The 16,009-nt window shown below is 38.9% G+C and carries 18 protein-coding genes; 3 read left to right on the forward strand and 15 right to left on the reverse strand.

All coding sequences use genetic code 11. From position 1 onward, the window contains the following. Positions 1-15 precede the first annotated feature (15 nt). The 4 genes from rluF to G3O08_RS12060 form a co-directional block, all read right to left on the reverse strand. Positions 16-744, reverse strand: a complete 729-nt coding sequence (rluF, locus tag G3O08_RS12045; protein WP_163285629.1) for a 23S rRNA pseudouridine(2604) synthase RluF — start codon at positions 742-744, stop codon at positions 16-18. Between the two features lie 7 nt (positions 745-751). Continuing rightward, the gene (locus G3O08_RS12050; RefSeq protein WP_163285630.1) at positions 752-1,645 is read right to left on the reverse strand and encodes a glycosyltransferase family protein; all 894 of its coding nucleotides are present in this window, start codon (positions 1,643-1,645) and stop codon (positions 752-754) included. A 293-nt stretch (positions 1,646-1,938) separates the two neighbouring features. Beyond that, entirely contained in the window at positions 1,939-2,667 is a 729-nt protein-coding gene (locus G3O08_RS12055; RefSeq protein ID WP_239541187.1) for a sulfotransferase-like domain-containing protein, read from the reverse strand. Then, positions 2,660-3,595 carry an aminotransferase class IV gene (locus tag G3O08_RS12060; RefSeq protein WP_163285631.1) on the reverse strand — a complete coding sequence of 312 codons (936 nt, stop codon included), beginning with the start codon at positions 3,593-3,595 and terminating at the stop codon, positions 2,660-2,662. Before G3O08_RS12060 ends, G3O08_RS12055 begins: the two co-directional genes overlap by 8 nt. 101 nt (positions 3,596-3,696) lie before the next feature. Here G3O08_RS12060 and G3O08_RS12065 point away from each other — a divergent pair, with 101 nt between their 5' ends. Continuing rightward, complete coding sequence (locus tag G3O08_RS12065; protein ID WP_163285664.1) at positions 3,697-4,620, forward strand: glutaminase; 924 nt, start codon at positions 3,697-3,699, stop codon at positions 4,618-4,620. Positions 4,621-4,639: 19 nt separating this feature from the next. Here G3O08_RS12065 and G3O08_RS12070 read toward each other — a convergent pair whose 3' ends face one another. Together G3O08_RS12070 and G3O08_RS12075 are read right to left on the reverse strand one after the other, a co-directional pair. Further along, positions 4,640-5,056: a response regulator gene (locus tag G3O08_RS12070; protein ID WP_163285632.1), complete on the reverse strand. Its 417-nt coding sequence runs from the start codon at positions 5,054-5,056 to the stop codon at positions 4,640-4,642. Between the two features lie 61 nt (positions 5,057-5,117). Then, the gene (locus G3O08_RS12075) at positions 5,118-6,548 is read right to left on the reverse strand and encodes a sensor histidine kinase (RefSeq protein ID WP_163285633.1); all 1,431 of its coding nucleotides are present in this window, start codon (positions 6,546-6,548) and stop codon (positions 5,118-5,120) included. 523 nt (positions 6,549-7,071) lie between these two features. Here G3O08_RS12075 and azu point away from each other — a divergent pair. Beyond that, a complete protein-coding gene (gene azu / locus G3O08_RS12080) occupies positions 7,072-7,584 on the forward strand; it encodes an azurin (protein ID WP_163285634.1) in 513 nt (170 codons plus the stop codon). Positions 7,585-7,683: 99 nt separating this feature from the next. Here azu and G3O08_RS12085 read toward each other — a convergent pair whose 3' ends face one another. The 7 genes from G3O08_RS12085 to G3O08_RS12115 all read right to left on the reverse strand — a co-directional run bounded on the left by G3O08_RS12085 (position 7,684) and on the right by G3O08_RS12115 (position 14,521). Then, on the reverse strand, positions 7,684-9,228 hold the full coding sequence (locus G3O08_RS12085; protein ID WP_163285635.1) for an ABC-F family ATP-binding cassette domain-containing protein: 1,545 nt from the start codon (positions 9,226-9,228) through the stop codon (positions 7,684-7,686). A 128-nt stretch (positions 9,229-9,356) separates the two neighbouring features. Beyond that, positions 9,357-10,487 (reverse strand): serine hydrolase domain-containing protein, encoded by a 1,131-nt coding sequence (locus G3O08_RS12090; protein ID WP_163285636.1) that lies wholly within the window; start codon positions 10,485-10,487, stop codon positions 9,357-9,359. A 119-nt stretch (positions 10,488-10,606) separates the two neighbouring features. Next, positions 10,607-11,476 carry a mechanosensitive ion channel family protein gene (locus G3O08_RS12095; RefSeq protein ID WP_163285637.1) on the reverse strand — a complete coding sequence of 290 codons (870 nt, stop codon included), beginning with the start codon at positions 11,474-11,476 and terminating at the stop codon, positions 10,607-10,609. Between the two features lie 95 nt (positions 11,477-11,571). Then, positions 11,572-12,231, reverse strand: coding sequence for a peptide deformylase (gene def / locus G3O08_RS12100; RefSeq protein ID WP_163285638.1), 660 nt, complete (start codon positions 12,229-12,231; stop codon positions 11,572-11,574). A 1-nt stretch (position 12,232) separates the two neighbouring features. After that, the gene (locus G3O08_RS12105; RefSeq protein WP_163285639.1) at positions 12,233-12,718 is read right to left on the reverse strand and encodes a hypothetical protein; all 486 of its coding nucleotides are present in this window, start codon (positions 12,716-12,718) and stop codon (positions 12,233-12,235) included. Between the two features lie 36 nt (positions 12,719-12,754). Next, complete coding sequence (locus tag G3O08_RS12110; RefSeq protein ID WP_163285640.1) at positions 12,755-13,231, reverse strand: nucleoside deaminase; 477 nt, start codon at positions 13,229-13,231, stop codon at positions 12,755-12,757. A gap of 39 nt (positions 13,232-13,270) precedes the next feature. Then, the gene (locus G3O08_RS12115) at positions 13,271-14,521 is read right to left on the reverse strand and encodes a cystathionine gamma-synthase family protein (RefSeq protein ID WP_317164065.1); all 1,251 of its coding nucleotides are present in this window, start codon (positions 14,519-14,521) and stop codon (positions 13,271-13,273) included. Between the two features lie 226 nt (positions 14,522-14,747). On the opposite strand from G3O08_RS12115, the gene G3O08_RS12120 reads away from it, so the two are divergent. Then, entirely contained in the window at positions 14,748-15,056 is a 309-nt protein-coding gene (locus G3O08_RS12120) for a rhodanese-like domain-containing protein (RefSeq protein ID WP_163285642.1), read from the forward strand. Positions 15,057-15,261: 205 nt separating this feature from the next. Here G3O08_RS12120 and G3O08_RS12125 read toward each other — a convergent pair whose 3' ends face one another. Together G3O08_RS12125 and G3O08_RS12130 are read right to left on the reverse strand one after the other, a co-directional pair. Further along, complete coding sequence (locus tag G3O08_RS12125; RefSeq protein WP_163285643.1) at positions 15,262-15,429, reverse strand: hypothetical protein; 168 nt, start codon at positions 15,427-15,429, stop codon at positions 15,262-15,264. Between the two features lie 54 nt (positions 15,430-15,483). Further along, positions 15,484-15,948 carry a hypothetical protein gene (locus G3O08_RS12130; protein ID WP_163285644.1) on the reverse strand — a complete coding sequence of 155 codons (465 nt, stop codon included), beginning with the start codon at positions 15,946-15,948 and terminating at the stop codon, positions 15,484-15,486. Positions 15,949-16,009: the final 61 nt, after the last annotated feature.

A 16,009-nucleotide genomic window follows, 5' to 3' on the forward strand; every position in this document is an offset into this window, starting at 1 on the left:
TCAGAAAACATGAAGCTATATCGTTTTTTCAGAATCTTCTAAAAGTAGATTCAGTTCGTTAAGTTCGGCTTTGGTTAAGTCGCGCCACTTCCCTACCGGAATGTCAAGCCTGATATTTATTATGCGGGTTCGCTTCAATTTTATCACTTCATAATCCAAATATTCACACATACGCCTAATTTGTCGGTTAAGGCCTTGTGTGAGTACAATTTTAAAAATATAGTTTCCTACCTGCTCAACCTCGCACTTTTTTGTAACTGTTTCGAGTATAGGAACGCCATTAGACATTTTCTCAAGAAACTCCGGTGTTACCGGCTTATCGACCTGCACAATATACTCCTTGCCATGATTATTTCTTGAGCGTAATATTTTATTTACGATATCTCCATCGTTTGTCAATAAAATCAAGCCTTCACTGGGTTTATCCAGTCGGCCTATAGGGAATATCCGCGTTGGATAATTAATAAAATCAACGATATTGTCTTTCTCTCTTCGGGTATCAGTTGTGCACACTATTCCCACTGGTTTGTTAAAAGCGATGTAAACCGGTTTTTCCTCCGGAGTTGTAATAAGTTTTCCGTTTACGTGTACTACATCGCCCGGCGCTACTTTGGTGCCGAGCTCGGGCACTTTCCCGTTTATGGTTACTCTGCCCTGGTCAATTAATTTATCAGCCGCGCGCCTTGAGCAATAGCCAGCTTCAGTTAAAAATTTATTGATTCTTACCAATTCAGTATCAGCCATGCTCACCCTATTTCTTTTTCTTGTATTTTTTTAAAATCTCGTAATTGCGGTAGGAGGTATCTATACCGAGATATTTCTTCAATACGGCTTTTGTTTTATCTTTTCCACTGCGCCGATTTTCTGAAATATCGTAGTCAAATTTCCAGTTTAGCTTTTCAATTCTTGGCTTCATCACTTCGGGATGACCTCGCTCAAAGAGTTTTAGCTCACGCACATGACTCTCATAGTCAAACGATTCCCCCTTCTCAATATTTTCCTCAATCCAGGAGTCGTCGTGCCAGAGTTTATTAAAATTCTGACGTTTCTTTTGCATGGCTCTCGGGTCTTTTACCCAGCCGTAGTGATAGATATAGGCATCAATAGGCACAACACTAAGTTTTTGGTTTTCGCCTTTTCTAAATCCCTGGGCATCTCGGTATGAATAAATAGACTTATCATTTTTAATTACCCTTATCTCATGGGCATACCAATTGGCACTTGCGCCCACATAATCGTACGAACCGTAAAAATGCAAGTAACTGAAGAGGAGTCCATCCACCTGTTTATCACCTTTATATTGCTCCATAGCTTTCCGAATAACGGGAAGATATTTTTCATGTACCACTTCATCGCCTTGAATGTAAAACGCCCAGTCAGCATCGGCAGCCACTTCGGCGAAAGCCTTATTTGTTTCTACTGCCAGCACACGCCCGCCTTCACGCAAAGATTCATCCCATTCTGTTTCTATAATACGTATTTTTTTGGGGTCGATCGCCTGAATGAGTTCCAGCGTTTTATCATCACTTTTTCCTACTGCGACTACAAAATCATCGCAAATAGGAAGGATAGATAAAATGGCTTCCACAACAGGATAATCATAGATAAGCGCATTTTTAACGAAAGTGAAGCCAGTGACCTTCATAATTGCAAAGGTAAGGATTGGTTTTTTGTTTTTGGTGATTATTCCCTTTGGGTCTTCCTGCCGCTTAGGGTTATACTATCGGAATGAGAAACTGGAGGGTGGCATGGACAAATATAATTTTTGTAGCAAAACCATTAACTTGATCAAAGTAGTAGGGTCTATATCACTTATATTCTAACTCTATCAAGATAAGTAATGCCACGCGTCAAAATAACTAAAAACCAATCACTAGAAACTTTTAAGCCAAATTATTCTACTCGTCAAAAAACTAAAAACCAAGCACTAAAAACTATTTAAGACAAGCTAATACGCTTTAATCTTTCGTAAAGCGGTAAGCATTCATTCAATAGGGGTTTCAGCCTTTCGGGGAATGGTGAAGTTTTGGGTTCGTAGGGTTGGAAACCGGTCGACTTATGTACATTTCCGTACCAGTGCTTTGCCCAAACCCCGTCTTCGGGAATAGGCCCTGATACCCATGTGAGCATTGCCTCATCAAAGGGAATTGCCAATGCAGCACATAATTTTTTGAGCTGATTTTCAGGGCTTTGTAAAATGGACTTGCTGTCTAATATTATTATCGGCAATTCATTGGCCTCCAAATATTCAAGCAATTCAATATGCATAGCATAGCCCACATCTGACATTGTCGGGTTTTCGATTTCTTTGGCGTAAGAAGGAAGCATTTCTCTGGGATCTCGGGTTAGTATGACATTGATCATTTCAGGTAGAAAAGCCCAGTCGATATTGATAAGATGATGGGTCATTTGCTTGAAAAAAAGAACCGGTTTTTCGGCCTTTCCAAGCATCATTTCAACGACTTTATTCCCGTCATTCTCCATGGTATCAAGCACTTCTTGTGCCAATGGATGGTATACTTTGGCATCGCTGCTGCGCAAATAATGAGCGTACAAGGGTTCGTCAAAAACGAGCGTATCACCTCGCTGTGCAAATGCATACATCAGCGCCGTTGATACATTGCGCGGCCCCGACCAAAGATTTATGCGCTTTACGCTATCAGGCATTTACAGAATTATTTAATCGTTTTACTTCGCGTTCAATCAGGTCGTGGTAGAGGCCACTTAATCTTCTGCTCATATTTCCAAACTTGCCATTTCCAATTTGGCGACCGTCTATTTTCACAACAGGTGTAACGCCTCCAAAACTTCCGGTTACAAAAGCCTCATCAGCACCATATACATCAAAAAGCGAAAAATTAGTTTCACGACAAGGTATTCCATTTTCGCGGCACACCCGAATAATATTTGCTCTGGTAATTCCATTCATGCAGTATTGACCGGTAGATGTAAGCACTTCATCATTTTTTACAATAAAGAAATTAGTTGCATTGCAGGTAGCTACAAACCCATGAATATCAAGCATTAGTGCCTCGTCGGCTCCAGCCTCTAGTGCCTGTATAAGTGCCTGTACTTCGTGAAGCTTGCTGTGGCAGTTGAGCCGCGGGTCTAAATAATCAGGACTTCCCCGACGGATGGTGCTGGTAAAAAGTGAAATACCTTTTTCTTTCGATTCTTCTGATGCCTTTTTGTGCTCGGCGATAATCACGAGATTGGGGCCACTTATGGTGAGCCTTGGATCTTGAGAGGGGGTTTTCTTAATTCCTCTGGTTACCATGAAGCGTACATGCACATGGTCGCTCATATTGTTGGCATCAAGCGTTTGCTGTATTTTTTCTGCGAGCTCTTCCCGCGTCATTTTCAAATCCATTCCCACAGTTGCAGCTGCATTCCAAAGCCTGTCGAAATGCATATCCAGAAATACGAGCTGACCTTTGTGCAATCTTACTGCTTCCCAAATGCCATCGCCTACGAGATATCCGCTGTCAAAAACCGATATTTTCGCATCCTTTCGCGGAAGCAGCTCTCCGTTTACATAAATTACAATCTCATTGTTGCGATCATCTTGTAGTGCATTGTGTGTTCCATGGATCATAAACTTCAAATTTTGGAAGCTGTAAACATACCGAAATCACAATGAAAATAGCCCGATATCTGCTGAAAATTCGTACGATTGCAAAACAAGTAAAAAAAACAATGGCGCAAGTAAAGTACCAGGAGATTATAGAAGAAATATTTAATGAATTAAAAGCCAAGCCAAATAAAGGCAAGGTTGCTACGTATATTCCTGAACTTGGAATTGTATCTGCCGAAAAATTTGGCGTTTACTTACGAACTGTTGAGGGGGAATCCTTTTTTTATGGTGACAGTAACGTACCTTTTAGTATTCAAAGTATTGCAAAAGTACTTTCTTTAGCGTTGGCTTATAAAACAGATGGTGCTAAATTGTGGAAACGTGTAGGCGTTGAGCCATCAGGAAACCCATTTAACTCACTGATACAACTGGAATACGACTGCGGCAAACCGCGGAATGCGCTCATTAATGCTGGGGCAATTGTAATTTGCGATGTGCTTATGAGCCAGTATGAAGATGCGCCTGCGGTATTGCTCGATTTTATTCGAACGGCATCTGGCAACTCCAGTATTGAGTACGATATGCGTATTGCTCAATCTGAAAAATCACAAGGTTTTCGCAATATGGCTCTGGTAAATTTTATCAAATCGTTTGGCAATATTAAAAACGATTCGGAGAAAGTACTTGATTTCTATTTCAATCTCTGCTCTATCAAAATGTCGTGTAAGGAGCTCGCTGAAACTTTTGTTTTCCTTGCAAATAACGGGCGTAATCTTGAATTAAATCGCGATATATTAACATCAAGTGAAACGAAACGCCTAAATGCCATTATGCTGACATGCGGGTTTTATGATGAGGCTGGAGATTTTACATACAAGGTAGGCCTTCCGGGAAAAAGTGGCGTGGGCGGCGGTATAGTAGCCGTATATCCAAACAATTACAGCATTGCAGTCTGGAGTCCGAAATTAAATAAAAAAGGAAATTCTTATTTGGGAATGAAGTTTTTAGAGCGGTTTACATCTGAAACCGGCTTATCAATATTTTGAAAATCAAAAAATGAATAAATTATTGCCGGTTATCTTCTTGTTTAAATAATGAATTTAAACTTTCTACCGTTAGAGGCTTTGTAAGATATGCCATTACATTATAGCCTTTGGTTTTATTAATGTCGGTTTGATTATTTGAAGAAGTAAGCACCACAATTTCAACGTTTTCCCAATAATTTCTTTCGAGCGCTTTATATTTTTGAAGAAATTCAAAACCATCCATTCCGGGCATATTTAAATCGAGAAAAATTAAATCAGGCTTATTTCCGGTTTCCGAATTTGCGCTAACATCTTTTACAATGTATTCAAGAGCTTCAGCACCATTGTGAACCACTGCAATATGCTGAGTTAATTCTGTTCTTTCTATAATCTTTTGGTTAATAAAACAACTTATCGGATCATCGTCAATTATGAGTGTGCTCTTAAATTTTTTCATCTATTGCTGCGACTCCTTGTCAGTTTAATTCCCTTCTTGCTTTTTGGTGCGAGAGTCATCATTATGGTTTTTGCAAAAATAATTCAAAAATGGTTCCAACCCCTATTTCGCTTTGAGCTTTTATCATACCGCCATTTCTTTCAACTATTTTCTTTACCAGATAAAGTTCTACACCACTGCCAGAAAGATCTTTATGGAAGCGCTTAGACAAACCGAATATTTGATCGCCGTGAAGCGATACATCCATTCCCAATCCGTTATCAGCAAATCGAAGTACGAAAAACCCGTCTTTTAAGTACGTGGAAATTTTAATCTCTCCAGATCTATCGGGTGATTTATATTTGATAGCATTGGATAATAGATTTAGAATGATTTCTTTTATTCCCGACTCGGAATAGCGTAGTTTTTCTAATTCGAAATGTGTTGAAACAGATGTATCTGCTGCGTCAATAAACTCTTTATGCTCTTCCAGAATCTGAAAAAGCAAATCTTGCAGTTCTATCTCTGCACCATCCGCATCGGGCTTTGAATCAATAAGCATCAATTGTTCAAGCCTATTTATGTTAGCGTTGAGCACAACAATAGATGCATTCATTTTATTGCGAATATTCTCCTGAACCGGATCTGTGGCAGGAATCATAAAAAGTAGATTTAGCAGTCCTTGCAAATTATTTATAGGCGCCTTTAAATCGTGCGAAGTAGCAAAAATGAAATTGTCGAGTTTATCGTTCGTTGCAACAAGTCCTGTATTGATTTTCTTCAGCTTTCTCTTCGATTTCTCTAGTTTATAGATCAACATATTAGAAAAAGCAACAACACTGGTTAACATTATAGTAATTACAATGGCATTAACCCAGAACAGGATGCTGGCAGATTTTCTACCCACTCTTCCCATCACAGCCGAAAATTCGATCTCCTTCGAAGTTAACTCAATTGACAATGTATTGATTTCATTAAAAAACTGACGCTTTAACAAGCTATCTGCCTTACTGTCTGCAAAAGGTGTAGCCTTATTTATATCAACACCGAGATGAATAAGTTGATTGACAAGAGAATCTCCCTGCCACCAAATAGCAATAGCATTCTGCATAAATTTATAATGCCGGAAGCCTTTATAAAGCCAGATAATATTATCAATATTTTCGGGAGGGTTCTGCCCTTTGCTAAGCGATTCTCTAACAAAACTATCGGAGCTGGAGTTTAGTAAACCATGCAAACCAGAGCCAGTACTGGAAGGTATAGAAATATACTGGAGAAATAGTTCATATTCTACAGGATCTTCATAAACCAAGTAAGTCATGAGATGCCTTACTCCTTCTTTCTGATTTTTCGAATAGGTAGACTCTCCTGAAATGTAAGCATTTATGCCCGAGACTACTTTAATAGTATTGTAATTGAAGATAGTGAGCACCGCACACGCAAACACGGCAACAACAAGCAGAAAAACTCTGTTACCCTTCTTTTTTGATATTATAGCTGTGCTTTGCGACATGTACAGTAAAGATTTTATCAAGCCCAAAATTCAGCTACCAGAAATTTTTTCTTTTGGTCAATAGAGTAAAACATGATCTGGTTATTTTGATTGATCCGTTCAAAGGTGCAGAAAATCATTGTGAAACAATAAAAAAAATTCAATTATTTTATTCATTCACAGCCTTATACAGAATAAGCTAATGAATCAAAAAAAGGTTTTTCAACATAAAGCACTTCATCGGGAAGGATATACATCCTGTATTATGCTGACTTTCAGTATCCTGAACCGAAGCATCAATGATCAATTTGAAATTAAGAGTGGTATATCTGAATATGTTCATGATTCTTTATTTTAAACAAATATTGTACATACATTTGCACCGAAATTTTAAAGCTTGCATGAGTAGTATTAGCCAGATTAGCCGGTTTAAATTTCAACAGAAATTTTAAACAAAAGCCTGGCATAATTGTCTTATTAATACTTTATCAAAATGCATTATTTAAAAATCTCGAAAGGAAAATTAATTTAAAACCAAAGTTAAATGAAACAAATTGTAATTATTTTAGCATCAGCACTTATGCTGGTAAGCTGCGGTGGCGGCGAGCAAAACACAGATTCTACAATGGATAATACTCCGGCCACAGAATCTAAATCTGACGAAGTAATGGATGAGGCTCCTGAGGCTGTAACATTAACCATTGAAGGAAACGACGAGATGAAGTACAACAAAGACATGCTATCTGTAAAAGCCGGTCAGGAAGTGACTTTGGTTTTGAAGCATGTTGGAAAAATGGACAAAGCAGCAATGGGTCACAACTGGACGCTTCTTAAAAAAGGTGTTGACATGCAGGAATTTGCAATCGAAGCGATAGCAGCAAAAGATAGCGAGTACATTCCGGTAGGTACCAATAAAGTAATCACTCACACTGCCATGATAGGTGGTGGCGAAGAAACTTCTATTACTTTTACAGCTCCGGCAAAAGGTAAATACCAATTCCTTTGTACTTTCCCAGGGCACTTTGCTGCTATGAACGGAACTTTTATGGTGGAGTGATTTCCAAAAACATTTAGAATGAGAAAGCCCCAATAATTGGGGCTTTTTTTATTCTACAATATAAGTCTTCGTTGTTTAACCTATTTATTTTCGTATATCTTATCCAAAGGCTCCATCAGGCCCTATCGTCACTACCCGATTTGCGGTAGTTTCTCTAAAAGTCTGGTCATGCGTGGTTAAGATAACTGTTCCGGGATAATCAATAAGCGAATTGTTAAACGCCGTAATACTTTCCAGGTCTAGGTGATTTGTTGGCTCATCGAGCATGAGTAAATTAGGGCCGGCCAGCATAGCGCGCGAAATCATACAGCGAACTTTCTCGCCCCCTGACAAAACGCTGCACTTTTTCAGTGTCTCCTGTCCGGTAAAAAGCATTTTGCCCAAAAATCCGCGGATGTAAACTTCATCCTTATCTTCAGAATACTGGCGCAACCAATCAATTAAATTATCGTTGCTTTTGAAATATTTATCGTTATCGGCAGGAACGTACCCTGTAGTTATTGTTTTTCCAAATTCAAACTCTCCTTCATCCGGTTCCATCTCGCCATTCAAGATTTTGTAAAATGCAGTAGTTACAACGCTGCTCGGACTTTGGAGTGAAATCTTATCTCCTCTACGCACATTTAAATCCACATTTTTAAAAAGAACCTGCCCATCAATACTTTTGCTCATGCCGCGTACATGCAAGAGCTGATCGCCCGCGTCTCGGTTTTGATTAAAAATAATAGCCGGATACTTTCGGGTTGACGGCTGAATGTCATCAACATTTATTTTCTCAAGCAATTTCTTTCTACTTGTAGCCTGCTTAGATTTTGAAGCATTTGCGCTAAAACGCGAAATAAACTCTTGCAATTCTTTCTTTTTCTCTTCTGCCTTTTTATTGGCATTTGACCGCTGACGAAGGGCGAGCTGACTGCTCTCGTACCAAAAAGTATAGTTACCCGTATAGAGCTTTATTTTCGAAAAGTCGATATCGACAACGTGCGTACACACGGTATCTAAAAAGTGGCGGTCGTGAGAGACAACAATAACAGTGTTCTTAAAATTGAGCAAGAAATCTTCAAGCCATACAATTGTCTCGGAGTCAAGGTCGTTGGTAGGCTCATCGAGAACCAATACATCGGGATTTCCGAAAAGCGCCTGTGCGAGCAAAACGCGTACCTTTTGCGGACCACTAAGATTTTTTACCTCAGTAGAATGCAGCATTTCTACAATGCCCAAACCAGATAGCAAGCTTGCGGCAGCACTCTCGGCATTCCAGCCATCCATGTCTGCAAATTCAGTTTCCAATTCAGATGCCTTAATACCATCCGCATCCGAAAAATCTGGTTTCGCATAAACGGCATCTTTTTCCTGCATGATTTTCCAGAGCCTTTTATGCCCCATCAATACAGTATCAATTACCGACACATCATTATATTCGCTGTGGCTTTGGTTTAGCACAGCCATCCGTTTACCTGGCTCCAGATATACATGACCGGTATTTGGATCAATATCTCCCGATAGAATTTTTAGAAAAGTTGACTTTCCTGCACCATTGGCACCAATTACTCCATAGCAATTGTCGCCATAAAATTTAAGATTTACTTCATCAAAAAGAATTCTCTTTCCGTATTGAAGTGCTATATTTTGGGTTTCTAACACAGTTTCCTCCTATTTTTTGCGGGTGCAAAGGTCGCATTTATTTATGATATAAAAACAGCTCTGTTTAGGGTGCCTTTTGCACCGATACAAATGTTCTTATAAAGGCTGCCGCCAATAAAACGGCCGAATTATCTTTCGACAGACTTCATTAACCCAAAACAGAGTTCCTCAAGATTACCTGAATAAGCATTGGATCCCGAAACATTTGAAAGCACAACAACGGCTCTGCAATTATTTGGGTCAATAATCATGCACGACGTATAGCCTCCTGTACTTCCCCTTTGCGAATAAAGCATATTTCCATTTTCGCTTCTGGTAATCCTCCAGGCCAATCCTATTTCAGTTTTATCGTCTTGATTGAAAGTAGGATTCCGCGTAAGCGCTAGCACTTTATCGGCAGTATCGCAATGCGCTTTCGCGAATTTTGCCAAATCCTCAGCAGTAGATAGTGCTGCTCCGGCCCCGCCGAGCGCTGCCATATCCCAATTAGAAGTATGCTTGCCGTCTTTATTTAAACCGGGAACCAAAGTATTCTTAATGTCTTCGCGATGGGTTGTAGTTGCCGACATTTTATACTTTTTGAAAATACGCTCTTCAAGTAGGTCGTCAATTGATTTTTCATCAACTTTAGATAGTGTATAACCAAGCAATCCAAAGCCAAGATTTGAATCAGAATAAGATTTTCCGGGCGGATTAGATAATGAAAGATCGTTTTCCAAGTATGCGGCAAGCGTTTTCTCATCAAAATTTTTGTACGGGTTTCGCATACTTAAAAGTGATGTAAGGAGCATACCCGTTGGCACATTTGGTAAGCCTGAAGTGTTGTTTGCCAATTGCTCAAATGTTATTTCAGTACTATCTTTCATTACTACAGGCAGATGTGTTGAAATGCTGTCTGTTAATTTCAACTTATCTCTTACAACAAAATCAGCAAGCAAAGTGGCGGTCATTACTTTTGTAATTGAGCCAATTTCAAAATGTACATCCTGATTGTGAACACTTAAAATGGTATCGTTTCTGGAGATTACTCCCAGAAAAACAGTTCCCGAATCGGTAAGAATAGCGATAGAAACTTGAGTTCTATTTGGAAAATAATCCGTTTTATTAAAAATGAGTGCTGCCTGAGTAGAGTCTATTCCCTTTTCAGCAAATAGCTCATTTGCAGCTTCTGAAGGGGGTGTGGGCTTGCAACTAATAAGCCATAACACGGGCAGGAGAAAACAAAAAAGGGAAGCCTTAATCCAAATCTTAGAAGTCATAGTGCATTATGGATGAGTTTCAAATCTACTCTTTCAGAATAAGAAAATCCATGATTTTGTTTAAATGCTTATTAAAGGCATTCATTTATAATAGCCTTTCGCGAAAAGAAATCAAAATTTTAAGCTGTGCTATTTCCCTCCCTCTTCTGGCTTCGCACAGAGATATAGTTAAAAACTTCGCGCATCGTTTTCTTTCTTATTTCTCTTTGCAAGAGCGGATCAATGTTCTTGAGTTTATACTGAAATTTCATTTCAAGATGATCGGCTTTCATTTCTACCACTTTTAGATTATACGACTTGGACATAATGTACTCGCTAAAACCTTCTAAAGTGCGTATAAGGTCTTTTTCTAATTCTTCTATACTGATTACATTCTTTAAACCTACCTGAAAATCAATGCTCATAATACGTGCATCGCGTCGGGTATAATTTATAATTTCGTTAAAATAGACTTTGAAATTTGGCATAATCACCAAGTCGTCGTCATCATTTAATATTTTGATTTTCAACATACCTATTTCAATAATTCTTCCTTTGTGATTATCGAGTTTTACATAATCGCCTATTCCAAATGTATTTGAAAAGCTGAGATATATTCCGCTTAAGAAATCGGCGATATAGTCGCGTGTTACAAGTGCAATAGCTGCTGCAACTATGGTTGCCGAGGTAATTATTTCAAATGGATCTACCCCGAAAAGCCGAAGGACAAAACCTATAAAACCGAATGCAATAAGAATGTTGGCAATATTTTCAATACCAAAATGCACGTTGTCCTTTTTCTTAAAAGGTTTATTATTGCGCCTTGCATAGTAAGCAATAATCACAATAGAGAGAAGCTTAATAAACAAGTAGAAAATCAAAAATGCCATTAGGGCATATATCATAGGATTGCGATCCAGAATATCCTCAACTGTTTGATTAAAATAGCGCAAATAGATTATTATTGCGAAAAGAATAATTTGAAATATTACACCTGGTTTCTTTAGCATAGCAATAAAGAAGTATGACTTGGATTTAGCTTAAATACCTATTTGCAACTGAAATTGTTGTTACGGCAAAAATACAATGAAAATTAACTTTGGCTTTACTTTCTGCGGGCGTCTTCCATTTCTTTTTGCAAATGATCGAGATAGAGAATTCCATTTAGGTGATCTATTTCATGCTGAAAAATTATAGCTGTAAAATCTTCTACCATTTCTACTTTCTGCTCCCCATTCATTCTATCGTATTCTATCAGTATGGCGTAAGAACGGCAGTGCAGGGTATCTGTTCTATTTGGAACAGATAGGCAACCTTCGCGCCGGGTTTGTTTCATTTCTGAATACTGCAGAATTTTTGGATTCAAATATAGTTCAAACGGAAACCCTTCTTTATCAAAGCGCTGCACCCAAATGATATTTTTCAAAATACCCACTTGTGGCGCAGCTATTCCCACGCCCATTGATGCACTATCTATTACCGTGTGGTAGAGCCTTGCTATAAATCTGGTTAAAACTTCATTATTTTCATCAGGAGTAATGTATTGAGAATCTTGCCTGAGCAGAACAGAGTCTTCTCTATTGGTGATTTTATAAACGCGCATTGGAATTTCTGGCGAGCCATCTAAAATCAAAATTTCCTGATGACTTGAAAATTGAGAGACCTTTTCTGACTTGTACAATACTCCTTTTATGCTGGAGCATCCTGAAATCGTCAGAGCTGTAAGCAATAGTATACCAATCCATTTCAGGAAACCTCTTCTCATTTTAATAGGTAGCTCTAATCTGAACTGAATTCTGGCGTAGTTTATAATCCTTTTCCTGGTACATAAATTCCACTACCACATCTACCTGGCTGTCAGGAGTCCATTCTGGCCCGCCTGTAGTATTGGCCTTTAATCTGATGTCATCTGACCGTTCAGAATTTACCATGGTTTGCACCCAAACGCTATCCCCATTTAAGACCACCATTCTTTTAAAAATCAAATTAGACGGCAATGATTCATTATCTTGGGCTGAAATACTTACTGCTGCGCGCAGCGAACGCTCTGCTTTACCAACAGATGGCATAAAATCGCGCCACAGCTCTGTGCTTAAAAGGAGCGTTTTGCCATCAACTACAAGCGATTGGGGGGTATCTTGCAGCGCTTTCACCAATTTGGCATCTGTCCTTGCGCCGTCTGCTGGCGTAGTTTTTTCGCAGCTGGCTGCACATAACACGAGGGCTGCGAATATTAGAAAAACTGAACGCATATTCTGGTTGGTTTAGGATTTAATTTAGAGATTTGGCTAATATTTCACTTTATCATTCTTTTCTGCCCATTGGTTAAATACCACATTGGCATCGCTCCGCATCATATTTACAAATTCAATTTTCTGGTTTTCACTTTTTTTATCCAGTTCATCGTATATAAACTGATCGTCAAAGTCAATCTTTGCAGCATCTTCTTTGGTGCAAGCGAAATATACTTTCTTGGGTCGCGCCCAATAAATAGCACCAAAGCACATTGGGCAAGGTTCGCAAGATGTGTAAATCACACAATCATCAAGTTGAAAAGTATTAAGTTCCCTGCACGCATTTCGTATAGCAACCATTTCGGCGTGAGCTGTTGGGTCGTTTGTACCGGTAACGCAATTATGTCCTTCAGCGATAATTTTTCCATCTTTTACTACTACGCAGCCAAAAGGGCCACCCATATTGGTTTCCACAGCTTTAGTAGAAAGCTCTATCGCGCGCTCCATAAATCGTTTATCGTCTTCAGTCATATTTATTAAATTCAAATTAATTAAAGCCACGAAAGGTAATTAAACTTTGGATAGTGCCTGCTCAATATCCCAAATAATGTCATCTGAATCTTCCACTCCAATTGAAACCCGGATTAGCTTTTCAGTAATTCCCATCTTACGTGCATGGTCAGGATCTACACCTGTATGAGTCATGGTAACAGGGTGTTGCGCCAAGCTCTCGGTGCTACCCAAGCTTACTGCCAGCTTAATGAGCTTTAACGAGTTGAGAAATTTAAAAGCTTCTTTTTCTCCACCGGCGATATCAAATGAAACCATTGCGCCCGGACCGCTGTATTGACGTTTGTAGATTTTGTAAGCGGGCGAATTTTTATCAATCAATCCCAAATAGTGTACACTTTCCACTTTTGGATGCGCATTTAAAAATCCAGCAACTTTTATCGCATTTTGCTGCTGGCGTTCCATTCTCACTTTAAGCGTTTCGAGGCTTCGCATTAGCAGCCAACCCGTATTGGGGCCAGCCATATTTCCTAAAAAGGTACGAAGTGTTTTTATTCGAACCATTAAATCTTTACGACCCAGCACAGCTCCTGCAATTACATCGCTGTGGCCGCCTATATATTTTGTAGCCGAGTACATTACAAAATCTGCCCCAAGCTGAAGCGGATGTTGCCATAGCGGTCCCATGTATGTATTGTCTACAGCAATTAGCACTTCATTATCACTGGTGTTGAATTTATTGGCCACTGCCCTGCACGATTCAATATCTATTAAATGATTGGTAGGATTGGCGGGAGTTTCTAATATCATCATTGCCAACTTATCAGCTTTACCACTATCTCTGATCATTTTCTCCAGCTCATCTCCTTCTTGCCCCGATGTAAAACCGAGGGTTTCAATACCAAACTTAGGCAGGAAATGTTGAATAAAATGGTCTGTTCCACCGTAAAGTGGTGTGCTGTAAACCAATAAATCACCGGGTTTTAAAAACTCCAAAAGCACTGTGCTTATCGCGGCCATTCCACTTTCAAATACTGCACAATCATCTGCTTTATCCCATAGGCATAGCCGATTCTCAAGAATCTCCAAATCGGGATTATTAATACGACTGTATATTAATCCAAGCTCTTCGTTTGGCAATTTATCGCGCTTCCCATAAGCTACTTCAAAAAAGGCTTTTCCTTCTTCGGCTGTTTTAAAAGCAAAGGTTGAGGTTTGAAAAATGGGACATTTAATAGCTCCTTCAGATAACTCTGGCTTGTAGCCATAAGTCATCATTAAGCTTTCGGGTTTAAATTTATGATCCATAATAACTACTTTTGATTCTTATGAGAAAAGCGGTTTTTCTTCTCCATTGCAAAACTACTTGCATTTTTTAGAAGAGTTGAAGAATTATGTAATTTTGATTGATTATGAATTGTGCGAAAGCTAAAGCGTCACTAAAACTGATATTGTAATCAAAGTCACCTAAGAATCACATTAAAATAGCGACTTTTGCATCATTCAAAATACATCACGAACTTAAAATACAAATATTATGGGATTAATGGATATGCTAACGGGCAGCTCGAAAAAAGACAAAATTCAGGAAATGCTTCAAAATGGAGCTGTAGTGGTAGATGTGCGCAGCCCGGCAGAATTTCAGGGTGGCCACGTGGCTGGCTCTACAAATATTCCGCTTCAAGAGATCGAGAAAAACGTTGATAAGCTTAAAGCAATGAAAAAGCCTGTTGTGCTATGTTGTGCTAGCGGTGCCAGAAGCGGACAAGCCAGCAATTTCTTAAAGTCAAAAGATCTTGACTGCGAAAATGGCGGTGGCTGGACTCGTGTGAATTCAATGATGTAATAGGTTTAATTGTCAGCATAAGCGTTCATTTTCTTCAGAACAAACGGCCGACCAATAAAAATCAAAAGAATTAATCCAATGACGATACTAATCGGAATTGGATTTTTTTTTGAACTGCTCATACGAGGAAAGAGCTGTGACTACAATACCTTTGAATGAACCAAAGAGACAGAAGAATCAACACGATTTTTTGCTACAAGGAAATTTACCTCATCAATTCTTCAATCTTTTTATAATCGGCTTCTGCCCAAGAATGCATATTGGTAAGAACGAGATATTCAGCCCTGAATTTATAAAGCTCAAGCCGGTTTGGATATTTCATTATCAAATCATTGACTTTATTCAATACATCTGCAGGATTGATGTTTCTCAACTGATCTTGATATTCAAGCCTAAGCCCTCTTTGAGAAATGGTAGAATAATCTTTTTAAACTAAGCTATACCCCAAATCATATTCGTGAATGGCGCTATACCATTTGTTATCCAACATCCATTTATCGCCTTGAGCCATATATTTATTAAATTCCATAAAATCTGACGTGGTTACTGTAATTGAATGAATGATCTTACCAGCAGGCCTCGACGGCCAAAATATTACTGTAAGCCAAATGGCAATCGAAAAAATAAGCACAGATATTAGGGTGAGAAATATCTTTTCTCGAAGATACTCTTTCCGGATTTTTGATCGAATTAATGCACGCTCTTGAGGTGTGGCTGTTCTAAAAGCTGCTTCGCCCCCCGCAGCTTTTCTATAGGCCTCTTTGGCGCGAAAATAAGATTTCCCACTTTTGAATAATCTTTTCTTCCGAATCAATGCCGTATTGTTTCGGTAGCTGACTATCATGTGCATTATGCTGCCTTCGCCGCCCAAGAGTTCTTTTTTTAAAGCCAATATACCATTTTTACAAATAAAAAAAAGCCCCAATCTGGGGCTCTGATTTGATTGAAATCTT

This window comes from Cryomorpha ignava (genome assembly GCF_010686655.1).
Classification (GTDB): Bacteria; Bacteroidota; Bacteroidia; order Flavobacteriales_D; family Cryomorphaceae; genus Cryomorpha; species Cryomorpha ignava.